The organism is Nonomuraea sp. NPDC049158 (assembly GCF_040648335.1).
GTDB lineage: Bacteria > Actinomycetota > Actinomycetes > Streptosporangiales > Streptosporangiaceae > Nonomuraea.
The window spans coordinates 168,797-184,803 of sequence record NZ_JBEZDM010000007.1 but is presented as its reverse complement, the minus strand read 5'-3'; the positions used below and the strand labels follow the sequence as shown (position 1 = coordinate 184,803).

Annotated in this window: 16 protein-coding genes and 1 pseudogene; 13 read left to right on the top strand and 4 right to left on the bottom strand. The window is 69.4% G+C overall.

Translation table 11 applies throughout. The annotated features are described in order from the left end of the window. The first annotated feature begins 56 nt into the window (after window positions 1–56). Both AB0B61_RS18120 and AB0B61_RS18115 read left to right on the top strand, forming a co-directional pair. Window positions 57–1,592 carry an AMP-binding protein gene (locus AB0B61_RS18120; protein ID WP_358432740.1) on the top strand — a complete coding sequence of 512 codons (1,536 nt, stop codon included), beginning with the start codon at window positions 57–59 and terminating at the stop codon, window positions 1,590–1,592. 362 nt (window positions 1,593–1,954) lie between these two features. Continuing rightward, a complete protein-coding gene (locus AB0B61_RS18115; protein WP_358432738.1) occupies window positions 1,955–3,316 on the top strand; it encodes an MFS transporter in 1,362 nt (453 codons plus the stop codon). A 47-nt stretch (window positions 3,317–3,363) separates the two neighbouring features. Here AB0B61_RS18115 and AB0B61_RS18110 read toward each other — a convergent pair whose 3' ends face one another. Continuing rightward, the gene (locus tag AB0B61_RS18110; protein ID WP_358432736.1) at window positions 3,364–5,145 is read right to left on the bottom strand and encodes a serine hydrolase domain-containing protein; all 1,782 of its coding nucleotides are present in this window, start codon (window positions 5,143–5,145) and stop codon (window positions 3,364–3,366) included. On the opposite strand from AB0B61_RS18110, the gene AB0B61_RS18105 reads away from it, so the two are divergent. From AB0B61_RS18105 to AB0B61_RS18060, 10 genes and pseudogenes are all read left to right on the top strand, one after another. Next, the gene (locus AB0B61_RS18105; RefSeq protein ID WP_358432734.1) at window positions 5,144–5,254 is read left to right on the top strand and encodes a LuxR C-terminal-related transcriptional regulator; all 111 of its coding nucleotides are present in this window, start codon (window positions 5,144–5,146) and stop codon (window positions 5,252–5,254) included. The two genes, AB0B61_RS18110 and AB0B61_RS18105, sit on opposite strands and share 2 nt — an antisense overlap. Before the next feature lie 89 nt (window positions 5,255–5,343). Next, entirely contained in the window at window positions 5,344–6,183 is an 840-nt protein-coding gene (locus tag AB0B61_RS18100; RefSeq protein ID WP_358432732.1) for a MaoC/PaaZ C-terminal domain-containing protein, read from the top strand. After that, on the top strand, window positions 6,180–6,566 hold the full coding sequence (locus AB0B61_RS18095; protein ID WP_358432731.1) for an OB-fold domain-containing protein: 387 nt from the start codon (window positions 6,180–6,182) through the stop codon (window positions 6,564–6,566). Before AB0B61_RS18100 ends, AB0B61_RS18095 begins: the two co-directional genes overlap by 4 nt. Further along, window positions 6,563–7,711 carry a thiolase gene (locus tag AB0B61_RS18090; protein WP_358432730.1) on the top strand — a complete coding sequence of 383 codons (1,149 nt, stop codon included), beginning with the start codon at window positions 6,563–6,565 and terminating at the stop codon, window positions 7,709–7,711. The genes AB0B61_RS18095 and AB0B61_RS18090 overlap by 4 nt, the downstream gene beginning before the upstream one ends. A gap of 38 nt (window positions 7,712–7,749) precedes the next feature. After that, entirely contained in the window at window positions 7,750–8,652 is a 903-nt protein-coding gene (locus AB0B61_RS18085) for an SDR family oxidoreductase (RefSeq protein ID WP_358432728.1), read from the top strand. Beyond that, window positions 8,559–8,978 (top strand): annotated as a pseudogene (locus AB0B61_RS18080) (AMP-binding protein); the annotation flags it as partial. The gene AB0B61_RS18085 and the pseudogene AB0B61_RS18080, both read left to right, overlap by 94 nt. Window positions 8,979–9,150: 172 nt before the next feature. Further along, window positions 9,151–9,885, top strand: coding sequence for an AMP-binding protein (locus tag AB0B61_RS18075; protein WP_358433084.1), 735 nt, complete (start codon window positions 9,151–9,153; stop codon window positions 9,883–9,885). Between the two features lie 314 nt (window positions 9,886–10,199). Next, entirely contained in the window at window positions 10,200–10,382 is a 183-nt protein-coding gene (locus AB0B61_RS18070; RefSeq protein WP_358432726.1) for a hypothetical protein, read from the top strand. A gap of 408 nt (window positions 10,383–10,790) precedes the next feature. Continuing rightward, window positions 10,791–11,903 (top strand): lectin, encoded by a 1,113-nt coding sequence (locus AB0B61_RS18065; RefSeq protein WP_358432724.1) that lies wholly within the window; start codon window positions 10,791–10,793, stop codon window positions 11,901–11,903. 95 nt (window positions 11,904–11,998) lie between these two features. Beyond that, entirely contained in the window at window positions 11,999–13,576 is a 1,578-nt protein-coding gene (locus AB0B61_RS18060) for a ricin-type beta-trefoil lectin domain protein (protein WP_358432722.1), read from the top strand. Window positions 13,577–13,619: 43 nt separating this feature from the next. Here AB0B61_RS18060 and AB0B61_RS18055 read toward each other — a convergent pair whose 3' ends face one another. Further along, on the bottom strand, window positions 13,620–14,027 hold the full coding sequence (locus AB0B61_RS18055) for a MerR family transcriptional regulator (RefSeq protein WP_358432720.1): 408 nt from the start codon (window positions 14,025–14,027) through the stop codon (window positions 13,620–13,622). 58 nt (window positions 14,028–14,085) lie between these two features. Between AB0B61_RS18055 and AB0B61_RS18050 the strand changes: the two genes are divergently transcribed. Continuing rightward, the gene (locus AB0B61_RS18050) at window positions 14,086–14,793 is read left to right on the top strand and encodes an SDR family oxidoreductase (RefSeq protein ID WP_358432718.1); all 708 of its coding nucleotides are present in this window, start codon (window positions 14,086–14,088) and stop codon (window positions 14,791–14,793) included. A gap of 208 nt (window positions 14,794–15,001) precedes the next feature. On the opposite strand, the gene AB0B61_RS18045 is transcribed toward AB0B61_RS18050, so the two are convergent. Continuing rightward, on the bottom strand, window positions 15,002–15,322 hold the full coding sequence (locus AB0B61_RS18045) for a DUF5713 family protein (RefSeq protein ID WP_358433083.1): 321 nt from the start codon (window positions 15,320–15,322) through the stop codon (window positions 15,002–15,004). Window positions 15,323–15,470: 148 nt separating this feature from the next. Next, on the bottom strand, window positions 15,471–15,830 hold the full coding sequence (locus AB0B61_RS18040) for a hypothetical protein (protein WP_358432716.1): 360 nt from the start codon (window positions 15,828–15,830) through the stop codon (window positions 15,471–15,473). Between the last annotated feature and the right edge of the window lie 177 nt (window positions 15,831–16,007).

Genomic DNA, 16,007 nt, shown 5'->3' with positions numbered 1-16,007 from the left:
ACCGGGCCTTCCGGGATCGCTGGCATTGCGCGCACGTTCCCGAATAGTGTTCGGTTATGTACCCGGGAGCCATCGCAGCCGTCACCCCCGACAAGCCCGCTGTGATCATGGCCGGCTCCGGCCAGGTCGTCACCTACCGGCAGCTGGACGAGGAGTCCAACCGGCTGGCCCACCTGTTCCGCGCCGCCGGGCTGCGGCCGGGTGACCACGTCGCCTTCATGCTCCCCAATCATCCGCTCTTCCTGGCCATCGCCTGGGCGGCGCAGCGGTCGGGCCTGTACTACACGGCGATCAGCTCGCGGCTGGGCACCGACGAGCTCGCGTACATCGTGAACAACTGCGGCGCCCGGGTGTTCATCTCGGACGCGAGCCTGGCGGAGGTCGCGACCTCGATCACCGCCGTGACACCCGGCGTCGAGCTGCGCCTGATGCTGGACGGCGCCGCCGAGGGCTATGACTCCTACGAGGAGGCGGTGGCGGGGCACCTGCCCACGCCGATCGCCGACGAGTGCCAGGGCTCCGACATGCTCTACTCCTCCGGCACCACCGGCAGGCCCAAGGGCGTCAAGCCCCCTCTGCCGCGTACGCCGCTGACGGAGCCGAACATGTTGCTCCAGCTCATCCAGGGCCTGTTCGCGCCGACGGCCGAGAGTGTCTATCTGTCGCCCGCGCCGCTCTACCACGCCGCGCCGCTGCGCTACTGCCTGAGCTTCCAGCGGCTCGGCGCGACGATCGTGGTGATGGAGCGCTTCGATCCCGAACGCTACCTGGAGCTGGTCGAGAAGTACGGGGTGACGCATTCGCAGCTCGTCCCGACCCACTTCATCAAGATGCTCAAACTGCCCGCCGAGATCAGGAAAAAGTACGACCTGTCGTCCCTGCGGTGCGCCATCCACGCCGCCGCCCCCTGCCCCGTCCCCGTCAAGGAGCAGATGATCGCCTGGTGGGGCCCGATCATCCACGAGTACTACGCGGGCACCGAGGGCAACGGCTTCCTCTACACCGGCTCGCAGGACTGGCTGGAGCACCGGGGCACCGTCGGCCGCTCGCTGCTCGGCACCGTGCGCGTCTGCGACGAGGACGGCGACGAACTGCCGGCCGGCGAACACGGCACGATCTACTTCGAGAGCTCCACCCGCTTCGAATACCACGGCGACCCCGACAAGACCCGCTCCGTCCAGGACCCTCAGGGGAGGGGCTGGACCACGCTCGGCGACATCGGTTACCTGGACGCCGACGGCTTCCTCTACCTCACGGACCGCCGCTCGTACATGATCATCTCGGGCGGCGTGAACATCTACCCGCAGGAGGCGGAGAACATCCTGTGCCTGCACCCGAAGGTCGCCGACGTGGCCGTCTTCGGCGTGCCCGACGAGGAGATGGGCGAGCAGGTCAAGGCCGTGGTGCAGCCGGTGTCGATGGACGAGGCGGGGCCGGGGCTGGAGGCGGAGCTGATCGAGTACTGCCGGGCGCGGCTGGCCCACTACAAGTGTCCCAAGTCGGTGGACTTCCGCGTGGAGCTCCCGCGCCACCCCACGGGCAAGCTCTACAAGCGGTTGCTGAAGGACGAGTACTGGCCCACCGGCGCGTAGGCCCCACGCCCGCGCCCCGCGCGGGTACTTGACGTCTGACCGGCCACTTTCTGTCAAGATCCGGCTAAAGATCGACCGCGCGCCCGCCGTCGAACGGCCATTGACACCGCTGGGGAGACGTCCTAGCTTGCTTATTGCAGACGCGTTTCGTCTAAATTAACCGCGGCTCCACCTATCTCCCCCCACGCCGCTTCCCAGGGCAGCTCCATCGCGAAGCTCCCCCGAAGCCGCAGCTCGGCTGCCGAAGCAGCCCGACCCCCTCTCACGTACCAAGTCGCCAAATCGGACCTCCGCATTCTCGAGAGCGGATGGCCCGGTTCACTTCCCCCTTTTTCTCCTTCGGCCCCCGGAAGGAACCCATCATGGTGAGCGAGAGCGTTCCCTTGCAGCCCGAACCGATCACCGCACCGGCCACGGCGACCAAGCCCCGTCCAGTCGTGGCCTGGGGCATGACGGTGATGCTGGTCGGCGTCATGCTGATCGCGTACCTCGACAAGGCGATCCTCGGGCTCGTCGCCCAGCCGGCCATGGCCGACCTGGGGCTCACGGCGGCCCAGTTCGGGGCCATCAGCAGCGCCGCGGGCCTGCTCGGCCCGCTCTCGGTGTTCCTGTACGCGCTGGTGGCCGACCGGCTGCCCATCAAGACGACCCTCTTCACCGTCGTCCTCATCTGGTGCCTGCTCCAGCTGCCCGTCTTCTTCGCCGCGTCAGGAGGACTGCTCCTGGCGACGCGGTTCCTGCTCGGCCTGGCCGAGGGGCCCGCGACGCCGACGGCGTACGCGACCGCGTACAGCTGGTGGCCGAACGAACGGCGTGGCCTGCCCACGGCGCTGCTGACGACCGGGGCCTCGTTCGGCAAGCTGCTCTTCGCCCCGCCGCTGGCGCTCATCATCGCCGCCTTCAGCTGGGAGGCGGGATTCCTGGCCGTCGCGATCCTCGGCCTGGTCTGGGCCGTGGGCTGGCTGTTCGTCGGGCGCGAGGGACCCTACGGCCAGGCGGTCACCACCAAGGCGGCCGCGGAGCCCGAGGCCCCGGCGGCGCCCGGACCGCGTGCGCCCATCCGCGCCATCCTGCTGACCGGCACCTTCGCCGGCTTCGTGCTCGCCAACAGCGCCGCGGCGATGATCGCGATCGTGGTCCTCACCTGGCTGCCGTCCTACTTCCAGGTGGGCCTGGGATTCTCCGCGGTGACGGCGGGCTCGCTGTTCGGCGTGCCGAGCATCGCCGCCATGGTGTTCCTGTACAGCTGCGGCGCCTGGAGCGACCGGTTGCTCAAGCGGGGGACGACGGCCCGTCGCGCCCGCGGGCTGATGGGCGGCGCGGTTCTGGCGCTGGGCGGCGTCTTCCTCTCGGCCCTGCCCCTCGCCTCCGGGGTGGCGTTCCCGATAGCCCTGCTGATGCTGGGCTACGGGCTGGCCATGACCGTCAACGCCATGACCAACCCGTCTCTCGTGCAGATCGTGCCCGTAGGCCAGCAGCGGAGCGTCCTGTCGATCGGGCTGGCCGTGACCGGCATCCTGGCGGCCGGCGGGCCGTTGCTCACGGGCCGCGTGCTCGACGGCGCGCGGGCGACGGGCGCCCTCGCCGAGGGCTACACCACCATCTTCGCGCTGATGGGCGGCATCGCCATCGTGGGCGGCCTGCTGTTCGCCCTGGTGGTGAACCCCGAGCGCGACGCGGCCAAGGTGGAGGCGGCCCGGCTCGCGCGTGAGCTCCGGTCCTGACGCGTAGGGGCTCGCCCGACGACGCCGGCGGCCAGGCGGTCGAGTGATCACAGGTGCCAGCCGAGCAGGTTCCAGTGCTGGCAGAACCAGAGGAGGGCGAGCAGTCCCGCCAGCACGACCACCTGGTGGCCGCGGGCCGGGACGCCCGCGTGCCGCCAGGCCCTCACGGTGGTGGCGACCCCGGCGACGGTGAGTGCGAGGACCAGCAGCGGCAGCACCAGGAGGACCTGGACGTTGGCCGGCACGCCGTACAGGATGCTCGTGTCGCCGGTCAGGACCAGCGTGAACAGCACCACGAACACCAGCCCGACCGCGGCGGCGAGCCCGGCCAGGACACGCCCGGTGCGCCAGGCACGCGGAACGGGACGCTTCTTGATCAGGCGGACCACAGCGGCCACCGGCAGGCCGAGCACAGCGGTCAGGGCGGTGACGGCGAACAGCAGGACGATGACGACGTTGACCGGCGGGGTGTCCCACCAAGGGACGCGTTGGTAGGCGGGGCCGTCCGTGGCCACGTACGCGACACCGCTTCCGCCGGTCACCAGCGCCAGCCGCCGCGTACCGCCGTCCTGCTGATAGAGCCCGGGCCCCAGCGGGTTCCACGTCGAGCCCCCGAAGACGAGCTTCCCGCCCTCCGCCCGCAGCCGGGTGGAGCTGGTCAGGGCGACCACCTTCTCGATGCTGGACTCGGCGGACCGGGTGAGCTTGTAGAAGCCTTCGACAGGCATGACGGGAGCACCGCCGTCGGGCACGGCGCGCTTTCCGGGCAGGAAGCGGTCGAAGAAGGCAGGAATGATCTTGGTGGCGGCGTCGGTCCCGCCCGGACTGTTGGTGGAGATGAACAGGCCGAGGTCGGCGTCGGGCACCAGCAGCAACGCGCTCTCGAAGCGCTCCCAGCCGCCGTCGTGCATGATCACGCGATGCCCGTTGAGCGTCTGCTCCTTGAACCCGTGGGCGTACCCGTCGATGCGCGGATCGGCCGCGAACGTCCGCCGGTGCATGAGCCGGCCCGTGGGCTCGTCGAGGATGCGCTGGTCGCCGAAGCGTCCGTCCCGCAGGTGGGCGATCATGAAGTGGGCCATGTCGTTCGCGGTGGCGCTGATCGACCCGTCGGGGGCGAGGTTGTCGAAGACGAACGGCTTGCGGAGGTACGCCCCGCCCTCGTAGTCGTAGCTGCGCGCCAGATCCGCGGCCAAGGGGGCGGGGACGGGCTCGGCGGCCGTGCTGTGCCGCATCGCGAGCGGGTCGAGGATGTGGTCGCGTATGTACTCGTCGTACGGCTGCCCGCTCACCCGCGAGACGATGTATCCGGCCAGCGCCGCCCCATAGTTCGAGTACGCCGACACCTCCCCGGGCGGGCGCACCCGCGCGGGCATGTTGTCGGCGAGATAGTCCGCCAAGGGCGGCACGACCTCCTTGCTCCGCGCCCCCACGCCGATCGTGCGGTCCTCGAACCCGGCCGTGTGGTCCATCAGGTCCTGCAGCGTGATCGGCCGGGGGTAGGTCGCGGGGATCCGGAACGCGGTGAGGTAGCGGTTCACGTCCGCCTTCAGGTCCAGTTTGCCCCGCTGGACCTGCTGCATCACCGCGGTCCAGGTGAACAGCTTGGTGATCGAGGCGATCCGGACCATTGACGTGCCGGGGTCGAAGGGCCTGCGGTTCTCGACGTCGGCCAGTCCGTACCCCTTGCTGAAGAGGATCTTCCCGCCGCCCACCACCGAGACGACCGCGCCCGGCACGTGGTCGGCCGCCAGTCCGTCCGCCATCGCGGCGTCGAAGAAGTCTGCCAGAGCACGTTCGTCCACCGAGATCGCGGCCCGCCTGAACATGAGCGAGGCCACGGTCAAGAGCCACATCTCCCATCTGTTCGACAAGCTCGCCGTCACGAACCGCGTACAGGTGGCCATCGCCGCCTACCGCGCCGGCCTGGTCGACTGACTCAGCCCAGCCCCGTCCCGAATAAAGATCTGGAACGTCTTTACAGACGGCTTTCGTCTATATACATTGCGGGTGCGAAAGGAGTGAACATGTCGATGAACCTCGATGCCGTCGGACAGACCTGGGAGTCGGGCGAGCACGCGTGGACCTCGAAGGACGCCATCCTGTACGCCCTGGGAGTCGGCGCCGGAGCACAGGATCCGCTGGCCGAGCTGGCCTTCACCACCGAGAACTCGCACGGGGTCGCCCAGCAGGTGCTGCCCACGTTCGCCGTGATGCTCGGCGGCGGCGGAGGCGGCCCCAAGCTGGGCGACTTCGACTTCGCGCAGATCCTGCACGCCGAGCAGACGATCCGGCTGGCCGGCCCGCTGCCCGTGGACGGCCGGGTGCGCTCGAGGGCCCGCGTGGCGGGCATCTACGACAAGGGCAGCGGCGCGCTGGCCGTCATGGAGTCCACGATCGTCGACGCCGACACGGGCGCGCCGGTCGTGGAGGTCAGCACCGGGATCTTCGTCCGCGGCGAGGGCGGATTCGGCGGGGAGCGGGGCGAGTCGGCCCCGTGGGAGCGGCCCGACCGCCCGGCCGACCACGTCGTCGTCTACCCGACCCGTACCGACCAGGCGCTGCTCTACCGGCTGAGCGGGGACCGCAACCCCTTGCACTCCGACCCGTGGCTGGCCGCCCGCGCCGGCTTCGAACGGCCCATCCTGCACGGGCTGTGCACCTACGGGTTCACCGGCCGGGCCCTGCTGCACACGCTGTGCGGCTCGGACCCGGCGGCGTTCGGCGGGATGTCGGCCCGCTTCGCCGCTCCGGTGGTGCCCGGGCAGGAGCTCGCCGTGCACATCTGGGACGACGGCCGGTTCGTCACCAAGGTGGGAGACACCGTGGTGCTCGACCGCGGCGTGTTCACCGGGGTGTCGCGGTGAAGCCGCAGCCCACGCCGGAGACGGCGCCGTACTGGGAAGGCGCCCGCCAAGGCGAGCTGCGGGTGCAGCGCTGCGGCGCCTGCGACCGTCACTACTTCTACCCGCGCCCGGCCTGCCGCTACTGCTTCTCGCAGGAGGTGCGCTGGGTGACCGTGTCCGGCCGGGCGCGCCTGGTGTCCTACGTCATCAACCAGCGGCCGATGCCGGGCCTGGAGGGACTGTCGCCGGTGATCGCGCTGGTCGAGCTGGAGGAGGGACCGCGCCTCATGACCAACATCGTGGGCGTCGAGCCCACACCGGAGAACCTGCCGCTGGACCTGCGGCTACAGGTCTGCTTTCAGGATGACGTGCCGGTCTTCCAGCCGGAGGGAGTGACGGCATGAGCATGCACGGAGGCGATGTCGCGATCGTCGGAGCGGCGGAGACCGAGCAGGTGGGCGTACTGCCCGACGTCTCCATGATCGAGCTGCACGCGCGGGCGGCGCGCCGCGCCCTCAAGGACGCCGGCCTGACGCCGGCGGACGTGGACGGCATCGCCACCGCCGGCCCGCTGGCCATGGAGGTCTCCCACCACCTGGGCATCACGCCGCGCTGGCTGGACGGCACCATGGTCGGCGGCTGCAGCTTCATGCTGCACGTCCGCCACGCCGCCGCCGCGATCGCCGCCGGGGCCGCCGACGTGGTGCTCATCACGCACGGCGAGTCGGGCAGATCCCGCGTGGGCGTGCCGCAGTACGGCATGAACGCGGCCTCCGCGGGGGGCCAGTTCGAGATGCCGTACGGGGCGGTGCTGCCGTACGCCACGTTCACCCTGCCCGCCCTGCGCTTCCTGCACGAGCGCGACATGGGCCGGGAGGACCTGGCCCAGGTGGTGGTGGCCCAGCGGGAATGGGCGGCGAAGAACCCGCGCGCCATGCGCCGCGACATCGTGACGGTGGACGAGGTGCTGGCCGGGCCGGTGATCGCCTACCCGTTCACCAAGGACATGTGCTGCGTGGTCACCGACGGCGGTGGCGCCCTGGTGCTGACCAGCGCCGAGCGGGCGGCCGATCTGCCCGGGCGTCCGGTGTACCTGCTGGGCTCGGGCGAGTCGGCCGAAGGCGCGCTGGTCTCCCAGATGGAGGATCCGGGCTCCAGCCTGGCCTTCCGGCGTTCCAGCGCGGAGGCGTTCGCCACGGCCGGAGTGAGCCACGGGGACATCGACCACCTGATGTGTTACGACGCCTTCGCCCACGTACCGCTGTACATGCTCGAAGACCTCGGTTTCGTCGGCCGCGGAGAGTCGGGCGCCTTCATCGCCGACGGCCACACCCGGCCGGGCGGCTCCCTGCCCATGAACACCAACGGCGGCGGGCTCAGTTACACCCATACCGGGATGTACGGCATGTTCGCCATCCAGGAGTCCGTCCGCCAGCTCAGAGGCGAGGCCGACGCCCAGGTGCCGGACGTCGAGATCGGGTTCGTGCAGGGCGTGGGGATGTACTTCGCGGCCTCGGGGAGCCTGGTGCTGTCCAACCGCAGGCCCTGAACCACTCAACAACGCGGCAACAGGAGGACGAAGCCCATATGAGCGGTATCTGTGATGGCCGGGTGGCGATCGTGACCGGCGCGGGGCGCGGTCTCGGCCGTACGCACGCGCTGGAACTGGCGCGGCAGGGGGCCCACGTGGTGGTCAACGACCTCGGCGGCGCCCCGGACGGCACCGGGTCCGACGCCGGCGCGGCGCAGCTGGTGGTGGACGAGATCGTGGCGGCGGGCGGCAAGGCCGTCGCCAACACCGACGACGTCGCCGACTGGCAGGGCGCGAAGCGGCTCATCGACCAGGCGATCGGCGAGTTCGGCGGCCTGGACGTCCTGGTGAACAACGCCGGCATCCTGCGCGACCAGACCATCGCGTCCATGACGGAGGAGAACTGGGACGCGGTGATCCGGGTCCACCTGCGTGGCACCGCCGGGCCGACCCACTTCGCCGCCGAGTACTGGCGCGCGCGGGCCAAGCAGAGCGGGCAGCCACTGCGCGCCCGGCTCATCAACACCACGTCGGCCTCGGGCATCTACGGCAACTTCGGCCAGTCCAACTATGGTGCGGCCAAGGCGGGTATCGCCTCCTTCACCCTCATCGCGGCCACGGAACTCGGCCGCTACGGCGTGACCGCGAACGCCGTCGCGCCCGCCGCGCTCACCCGGCTCACCGAGGCGCTCATGCCGGCCGGCCACGCCGCCGAGCTCGGGCCGGAGCAGGTCTCGCCGCTGGTGGCCTGGCTGGCCAGTACGGAGAGCGACGCCGTCACCGGGCGGGTGTTCGACGTCGGCGGCGGGCGGATCGGTGTCGCCGAGGCGTGGCGGCTCGGCCCGGAGGTGACCAAGCACGATCTATGGGACGCCGCGGACCTCGGTGGCGTGATCCCGGACCTGGTCGCCAAGGCCGCGCCCAACGTCGACATGGGCGGCCGGCCGATCGCCGGTTGACCTTCCCCGTCTCCAACAGGCTCCGTGACCTGGGCCTCGTCCGTGGTGACGTGGTGGCCGCGATGGTCAGGAACGACTCGGCGTACTTCGAGCTCGTCCTGGCCACCGGGCAGATCGGCCTCTACCTGGTGCCGATCAACACCCACCTCGCGCCGGCGGAGGCGGCGTTCATCGTCGGCGACAGCGACGCCAAGGTCCTCCTCGCGCACGCCGACCTGGCCGCCGAGCTCGGCCCGCTCGCCCAGCACCGCTTCGCCGTGGCCGGCGAGGTGCCTGGATGGTCCTCGTACGAGGGCTTCGGCGGTTCGGCGGAGGACCCAGCGGACCGCAGCTCCGGTGTGATCATGGGTTACACCTCGGGCACCACCGGACGGCCCCGGGGCGTCAAGCGGCCACTGCCCGACCTCGACCCCGAGCGGCTGGCCGCGATGACGACCGGGTTGAGCCGCATGTCCGGCCTGGTCAGCGGGGAAGGGACGCACCTGGTCACGTCGCCGCCTGCCCGCGGCCGTACGGGAGCGCTACGACCTGTCGAGCCTGCGCACGCTGGTACACGCGGGCGCGCCCTGCCCGGTCGAGGTCAAGCGTCAGATGATCGCATGGGTCGGCCCGATCCTGTGGGAGTACCTCGGCGCCACCGAGGGGATGGTCAGCACGGTCGGCTCGCCGGAATGGCTGGCCAGGCCCGGCACGGTGGGGTGGCCCTTCCCCGGCTTCGTGGTGAAGCTGCTCGACGACACCGGTGCGGAGGTGCCGGTGGGGGAGGCGGGCACGATCTACTTCGGTGGCTCCGGCGCGTTCGAGTACCACAACGACCCCGACAAGACGCGCGCCAGCCGCGCCCACGGCCTGTCCACGGTCGGGGACATCGGCCGCTTCGACGAGGACGGCTACCTCTATCTGCTCGACCGGCGCACCGACCTCATCCTGTCCGGCGGCGTGAACATCTACCCCGCGGAGATCGAGCAGCACCTGATCACGCACCCGTCGGTGTCCGACGTCGCCGTGATCGGCGTGCCGGACGCCGAGTGGGGGCAGAGCGTGCTGGCCGTGGTCCAGCCCGCCGACCCCGCCACGGCCGGCGACGACCTCGCGGACGAACTGGCGGCGTACTGCAAGGACGGGCTGGCCTCGTACAAGCGTCCGCGTCGTTACGAGTTCCGCTCCGACTTTCCGCGCTCGGCGGCGGGCAAGCTGTTGCGCCGTGAACTGCGTGACGAGTACGGGCGTTGATCGCCGGGTCGTGTAGAGCTACGGCATGCCCCATGGCGTCGTAGTCGCGCGGGCTTGAGGCCATCCGAGCGCGTCGATGTACGCTGCCCCCACGAGTAATCTCCCCCTCGGCTTGGAGGGCCATGGCCGGCATCGGTGTTGTCGAGCTCATCATCGCGTTAGCCGCGATCCTGGCCATCGCGACGTTCGTCTTCGTGGTGCTGATCGCCAACCGCCGCAAGAGATGAGGCAGCCAGGCTGACCCGCTACCGGCTCCGGCGACGGTGGAATTTGCTGGAGTGTTAGGAAACTGCCAGAGTGGCGAAACGGTTGAAGTGGATGACGTGGAGCCGATTCACACCGCGCTGCTTGCCGCCGGTCACGAGATGTGGCTGCCGTTGGAAGAGCGCTGGTACGAGCGCAGCGTCGATGCCGTGGGCGTGCGCCAGTTCGCGGTGCGGGACCCGGACGGCTACCTCCTGCGCATCTCTCAGCAACTGGGAACCCGCCCTCGATAGCCGCCCACGGCACAGGCGCGCCCTCCCTGTCAGGCCACGCCGTTCCTGGATGAATGTTTCATCACCTCATCCCGGCGCGACACGCCGTGAGACCAGATCGGAAGCACCGCACCGCACGGCGGAACCGGGATGGACGAGCGCGGGCCCTTGACGGATCTTCTCGCGTCATATTTGCTCCGCCACAGCTGGCATGCGTGGAAGGAGCTACCCGATTCACCCAAAATGTTAGCGCTCACAGTCGCCGCTTGAGGTCGCTGCCGGCTCGCCCTCGGGTCAGCCTCCCCGCCGTGCCTGCGATGGAGGCGCCCGCGTCCAGGAACTCGTTGACGAGAAGCTGAGGATGAGCATGTTAACGCAAACATTTCGGATCCGCCCGGCCTGCCCGCTGACGACGACGAGGGGTTGAGCATGCGTAGGTGGTGGGCTGCCGCGCTGATGGCCGTGGCCTTGGCGGTAGGCGGGGTGCTGGGGGCCGGGGACGCGGGTGCGGAGTCCAACGGCGGGGTACGGGTCATGCCGTTGGGCGACTCGATCACCGAGGGCACACAGGTGCCGGGCGGGTACCGGATCGGGTTGTGGCAGCGCCTGGCCGTCGGCCGCTACACGGTCGACTTCGTCGGGTCGCAGTTCAACGGGCCGGGCAGCCTGGGCGACCACGATCACGAGGGCCATCCGGGGTGGCGGATCGACCAGATCGACGCGAACATCACCGGCTGGCTGCGTACGTACACACCGCGCACGGTGCTGCTGCACATCGGCACCAACGATGTCCTGCAGAACTACAACCTGGCCGGCGCCCCGCAGCGACTGTCCACGCTGATCGACCACATCACCGCGACCGTGCCCGATGCGGACGTCTTCGTGGCGACCATCATCCCCCTGTCCAACTCCGGCCAGGAGGCGGCCGGCCGCACCTTCAACGCGGCTATCCCCGGCATCGTGCAGAGCAAGGCGAACAGCGGCAAGCATGTCCACCTGATCGACATGCACGGCAAGCTGACCACCTCCGACCTGATCGACGGCATCCACCCCACCGCCGGCGGCTACGACAAGATGGCCGCCGCCTGGTACGAGGCCCTGCAGTCGGTGCCTGGCAGCATCGGCCAGCCGGGGAGCGGCACTCCCGGCCCGACGCCCACGGGCGCGATCAGGGGTGTGGGGTCGGGCAGGTGTCTTGACGTCTCTGGTGTCTCGCAGGCGAACGGCGCGCAGGCGCAGATCTGGGACTGCAACGGTCAGGCCAACCAGCAGTGGACGGCGACCGCGAGCGGTGAGTTGCGGGTCTATGGCGGTAAGTGCCTGGATGTGTACAACCGGGGCACCGCCGATGGCACCAACGTGATCATCTGGGACTGCAGCGGTCAGAACAACCAGCAGTGGCGCCTCAACTCCGACGGCACCATCACCGCCATCGGGGCGAACAAGTGCCTGGACGTGCCGAACGGCGCCACCGCCAACGGCACCAAGCTGGCCATCTGGACGTGCAACGGCGGCCCCAACCAACGCTGGACCCGCACCTGACCCATGACATCCCCCAGCGGTCGGCAGTCCGCACCCGGGCCCTTTGGCTGATCGCCGGGAAATCTCCCCGACACCCCGGTAGGCAGAGGAATCAGATGCGCAGAATTCTCGGCTCAGCACTGGTGACGTTACTCGCGGCCTGCTCCATCGTCGCGATCGGCGGTGGGACGTCGCCCGTCGCCGCCCTGGACAACGGCCTGGCCCGCACGCCCCAAATGGGGTGGAACGACTGGAACAGCTTCGGCTGCAACGTCAACGACGGCCTGATCCGTCAGACGGCCGACGCCATGGTCTCCAGCGGCATGGCGGCGGCGGGCTACACCTACGTCAACATCGACGACTGCTGGTCCACCAAAAGCCGCAACTCCAACGGTGACCTGGTGCCGGATCCGCAGAAGTTCCCCAACGGCATCAAGGCCCTGGCCGACTACATCCATGCCAAAGGGCTCAAGCTCGGCATCTACTCCTCGGCCGGAACCACGACGTGCGCGGGGTACCCGGCCAGCCTGGGCAACGAGCGGCGGGACGCGGCCCTGTGGGCGTCCTGGGGGATCGACTACCTGAAGTACGACAACTGCGGGGACCACAAGGGCCTGAACGGGCAGCAGCGGTACACGGCCATGCGTGACGCGCTGGTCGCGACCGGACGTCAGATCGTGTACAGCCTGTGCAACTGGGGGCAGGAGAGCGTCTGGACGTGGGGGATGCCCGTGGGCAACTCCTGGCGCGACACCGGCGACATCGCGGCCAACTGGAACTCGATCATGGGCATCCTGGATCAGCAGGTCGGTCTCGAGGCGTACTCGGGCCCAGGTGGGTGGAACGACCCCGACATGCTGGAGGTCGGCGTCGGCGGGGTGACGGGGACCGAGGCCCGCGCGCACTTCAGCCTGTGGTCGCTGCTGAACGCGCCGCTCCTCGCCGGAAACGACATCCGCACGATGAGCGCCGACACGCGCACGATCCTCACCAACGCCGAGGTCATCGCGGTCAACCAGGACTGGGGCGGCAGGCAGGGCCACAAGATCAGCGACAACGGCGACCTGGAGGTCTGGCGCAAACCGATGTCGAACGGCTCGGTCGCGGTCGTGCTGCTCAACCGGGGCACCTCCACCTCGACGATCTCCACCACCGCCTCCGCCCTGGGGCTGGGGTCCGCGTCCTCCTACTCGGTGCGCGACCTGTGGGCGCACACGACGTCCTCCTCGTCCGGGACGATCAGCGCGTCGGTCCCCGGACACGGGGCGGCCATGTACGTCGTGACCGGAGGAGGTATCGTCACGCCGCCCGCGGGCGCGATCAAGGGGGTCGGCTCGGGCCGGTGCCTGGACGTCGTCGACGCCTCACAGGCCAACGGCGCGCAGACGCAGATCTGGGACTGCGGCGGCCAGGCCGGCCAGCAGTGGACGCCGACCGCGAGCGGTGAGCTACGGGTCTACGGCGGCAAGTGTCTGGACGTTTACAACAGGGGAACCGCCAACGGCACCAATGTCATCATCTGGGAGTGCAACGGCCAGGACAACCAGCAATGGCGCTTCAACTCCGACGGCACCATCACGGCGATCGGCGCGAACAAATGCCTGGACGTACCGAACAACGCCACCGCCAACGGCACCAAGCTGACCATCTGGACGTGCAACGGCGGCCCCAACCAACGCTGGACCCGCACCTGACCTGGCAAGGTTCGTCTCGACGAGCCCGACCTGGCCGTGGCGATCAGGGCGCCGCGGAGTAACTTGCCTCCGCGGCGACGTCCTGGTCCGCGATCCACGCGCAGCCGCTGTCCGGGGTTCCGCAGTGCGCGATGACCGTGTCCAGGCGGTCACGGGTATGGGTCAGCGCGGTGATCTGGGCATCGATGCGATCGCGCTCGGCGGCGAGCCGGGCACGCGACTCCGGAGTACTGACCTTGGCTTCGACGCAGGGCAGCAGTTCGGCGATGGTCCGGCTGGACAGACCGGCCCCGTAAAGCATCTGGATCAGCTGGACGCGGTCGGCCGCCGGCTCCGGGTAGTGGCGCTGCCCGGAGTCGCTCCGGTACGCGGCCAGCAGTCCCTGCTCTTCGTAGTAGCGCAGGGCCCGCACGCTGACGCCCGACCTTGTCGCCAACTCGCCGATACGCACCGTGACCTCCATCACAAGATTTGCCTCTGACGTCAACGTCAGGTTTTAGCCTATCCGCATGCAGATCAACGGAGCACATGTGCTGGTGACCGGGGCCAACCGCGGCCTCGGACGGCAATTCGTCCAGTCTCTCCTCGACCGCGGCGCAGGCAAGGTGTACGCCACCGCCCGCCGCCCGGAGCTCATCGACGTACCGGGGGTCGTCCCGCTGCGCCTCGACATCACGGATCCGGCATCGGTCGCCGCCGCGGCGGCAGCGGCACCTGAGGTCAAGATCGTCATCAACAATGCGGGAATCTCGACCGGGGCGAATCTGGTCACCGGGGACCTGGACACGATTCGCCGCGAGATGGACACCCACTTCTACGGCACCCTCAACGTGATCCGTGCCTTCGCACCCCAGCTGGCCGACGGCGCGATCCTCAACGTTCTGTCCGCGATCTCGTGGCTCGCCTTCGACGGTGCCGGCGGATACCACGCGGCGAAGGCCGCCGAGTGGGCGCTCACCAACAGCGTCCGCTTGGAGCTGGCCCACCAGCGCACTCTGGTGACGGGCCTGCACCTGGGCGCCGCGGACACCGACATGATGGCCTGGTACGACGGCGACAAGAGCGCCCCCGAGGTGATCGTCGCGGCGGCCCTCGACGGTATCGAGGCGCACCGGGCCGAGGTGCTCGCCGACGACTGGAGTCGCCAGGTGAAGGCATGGCTGTCCGAGGACCCGACTGTCATCTACCGGGAAGCGGCGGCCGCCCTCACGGCCTGACTCGCTGCCCCTTCTCTGGTGGCCGGCCCAGCTGGCACGCTGAACCCCCTGGATCCCACCGTGGCGGCAGTTCACCGTCAAGGACAGGACAGCGATGCAGGCGCGGGCCGGTTCCCCCGCCGCGCGGCCGTACGCACCTAGCCCGAGCCGACGGGCCAGCTGATCACGGCCGTGGCCGGTGATAGGGCGGGGGATGTCGGAGACCGCGTCACCACTCGCGGGCGGCGATCAACTCTTCCGTATCCGCGTCTGCGAAACCGTACGCCGACGCGACGAACCAGAAGTCCTCGGCGATCACTTCTCGCGCGACCGTCTCGATCTCACTGCCGGCCGCCTCGAAGTCCGCCTCCAGCGCGTTGAACTCCGCCGTTGCGACCTCCGTGAGCGCGTACAACGCCGCCAGATCCGAGGGCCGCTCGGCCTCGATCCGCTCGCACAGCCTCAGCAGGATCGCTTTGCCCTTGTCGACCACGTGATCGGGAAAATACCCGTCGTCGTACATGCCCCCGAGAAATGTATGGCTGGCCACTTGCTCATTCGTGGGCGACACCGGGATCCCCTGTTCTCCCCATCGGCCGGGGTTTTCGGCGACTCCGGCTTCGCGTGCGGCGGAGCTGATCGCCGTCGGAGGCAGACTAGCGGCATGTGGGATCGGACGTGCTCGCATCGGTCCACGATCAAGGGCGCTCGCCCCGGCCGGCGAGTGCGTCGAAGAGAGGCCAGCCGTCCATCTCCGTCTCACCCGGGGTCGCGGGTAGGGCGTCGCGCGCGGCTGTCTCGTCGAGCAGTCGCCGGACGACCCCCGGCTCGTGGAGGTTGAGCAGATCTCCGCGACCATTGGTGATCGAGCCCGCGTACCAGTGCCCCTCGGCGACATAGCGGCCGGGACCCGCGCGAAAGACGATGCGCAGGGTCACGCCGGTGCCCTCGCGGTGAAGAGAGAGGATCTCGCGGCATTCGGCATGTTTGTGATGTACCGACCACAGCCAGGTCGCATCACCGACGACGAGGCTACGGAGGCGACGGTTGAGCCCCATCCCCGCACTCTATGAGGCGAGATGCGGCGGGAGGTTCCCGGTGTCCTCACCCTTTCGGGGAGAAGTGTGTAGCGGGTTGGTCGATACGCCCGACGTGCAGCACTTTGTGCAATTGACTGAATGCTTACAGTGATTGACGCTGGTTGTGGCCTCGCACGAAGCGATGGCCGCCCGTAC